We start from the raw sequence: 2084 nt of genomic DNA on the forward strand, positions 1-2084 counted from the left end.
ACCTCCAGCTCCTCCGGCGCCGCCCCCGGGCCGCTGATCCGCACCCGGGCCGGCTCGGCGCCGGCGTTGGCCAGCACCAGCTCGCCCTCGGCGTCGGGGACCGTGCCCACCACGCCGGCGGCCGTGCCGGTCAGCGGGTCGCGGGCCGGCACCAGCGCGAGGTCGCCGTCGGGGTCCTCGGCCTCGACGGTGGCGGCCACGGGCTGGCTGGCGGTCAGCCGGAGCGCGGTGGCCTCGTCGCTGAACCCCTCGTCCAGCTCGACCACCGCCGTCCCGGCCGGCGGGACGTCCACCTGGCCCTGCACGCCGGCCGGCACGTAGGGCCCGTCGCCGAGCGCCTCGACACCCACCTGGGCGCGGCGGTCACCGGGGTTGAACAGCACCAGCCGGCGGGCGCCGTCCCCGCCGGGCAGGGCGGGCAGCACCTGGCTGGTGGCCGGCTGGGCGCCGGGGTCGAGCCACTCCGAGCTGCGGGGCCGGCTGTCGGTGTAGCCGCGCTGGCGGCCGACGGCGGTGACCCGTCCGGTGGTGGTCTCCACCTGCACCGCCAGCGCGCCGGTGGGACGGACCAGCGGGCCCAGCTCGACCACCACGCTCCGGCGTCCCGGCACCGCGATGTCACGCGAACCGGGCGCGGCCAGCAGCCCGGTCTCGTCGTGCAGCTCGAGGTTGACCACGGCCTGGCGGTCGTCGGGGTTGGTCAGCACCACCGCGGCCCGGGCGTCGCCGCCCTCACGCAGCCCGACCAGCCACTGCCCGGAGCCGGCACCGCGGCAGGCCACCTGGCTGAGCCCGGGGTCCTCCCCCTCGGCGGCGGCGCGGGTGGTGGTGGCGACGACCTGCCCGGAGGCCTCGTCGCGGGCGGTCAGCAGGGCGGTGCCGTCGACGTCGGCGGTGAGCACCCCGTCGGTGACGGTGCTCTCCAGCGGCGCCTGGTCGAGGGTCTGCAGCTCGAGCAGGGACGCCTCGCCGCCGGGGACGCCGGCCCGCACCGAGGCCGTCTCGTCCGCGGGCACCGGGCACACCAGCCGGGACACCCCGGCCACCGGGACGGGTGCGGGCTGTGGCAGCGGACGCGCGGGCAGCAGCGTCCCACCGACGACCACCGCCGCCACCGCGAGCGCGACCAGCAGCAACCGCGCCCAGACCGGACGCCAGACGACCCCGAGGGCCCGACCGACCGCGCTCACCGACCCGCCTCCTGCTCCATCACCGCGCGGCCGCGTCGGGCCACCGGTTCGTCCTCCTCCTCGCGCCGCAGCGCCGGCGCCGCCATCACCACGACACCGAGCAGCAGCACCAGCTGGGCCACCGCCAGCGCGCGCAGCACGGGGTTCGGCGCGGGCGCCGGGAGCGCGGGTGCCTCGGCGGTGACGGTCCAGACCCGTCCGCCGGGGCTGTCGCTGCCGACCTGGAGTCCCGGTGTGGAGCCGATCGTCGTCACCTCGACCGGCTCGGCGCCGCGTACCCAGACGAAGCCGACCTGCAGCTCGGCCAGCCGGCGGGTGGCCTCGTCGTCGCCGCCGGTGGCGACCAGCCGGGTGACCAGCGCCCCCAGCTCCGCGCGCTCGGCGGCGCCGACCGGCAGCCCGCGTTCGGCGTCCCCGAGCCGGGGGCCGTCGGCGGTGAGCAGGTTCCAGCGGGTCTGCTCCCCGGTGAGGTCGACCGCGAGTGTGCGCACCGGCTGGTCGGCCATCGCCGAGGTGATGAACGGCGGCAGCTGGCTGGCGCGGCGCCCGGCCGGACCGGTGACGCCGTCGAAGACCCACCAGGCGGTGCCGACCGTCAGCAGGACCAGCACCAGCAGCACCGACACCGCCTTGCGCAGCGCGGCGGGCAGCCGGGAGGCGGGCAGCGCGCGGGCGCCTGCGACGAGCAGGGCGCCGAGGGCGAGCAGCAGCCAACCCGAGGTCTCGGGCCGGACCGCCTCGCCGTAGGGCGGCACCGCCACCACCATCCGGCTGGCCAGCACCGCGGCGGCCAGCCCGAGGACGGCGACCAGCCAGGCGTTGCGGACGACCGGCTGCCGGCCGCGGCGGACCAGCCCGAGGACGCCGAGCGCCAGGCACCCCAGCACCACCGGC

Annotated in this window: 2 protein-coding genes; both read right to left on the reverse strand. The window is 78.6% G+C overall.

Annotated elements, in window-relative coordinates; translation table 11 throughout:
- On the reverse strand, nt 1–1190 hold a 1190-nt coding region (locus tag DVA66_RS19740), incomplete at its 3' end, for a DUF5719 family protein (protein WP_198671980.1).
- Nucleotides 1187–2084, reverse strand: an 898-nt coding sequence (locus DVA66_RS19745) for a hypothetical protein (RefSeq protein WP_408608938.1), incomplete at its 5' end; no start/stop codon positions are given. The genes DVA66_RS19745 and DVA66_RS19740, both read right to left, overlap by 4 nt.

The organism is Desertihabitans aurantiacus (assembly GCF_003344635.1).
Lineage (GTDB): Bacteria > Actinomycetota > Actinomycetes > Propionibacteriales > Propionibacteriaceae > Desertihabitans > Desertihabitans aurantiacus.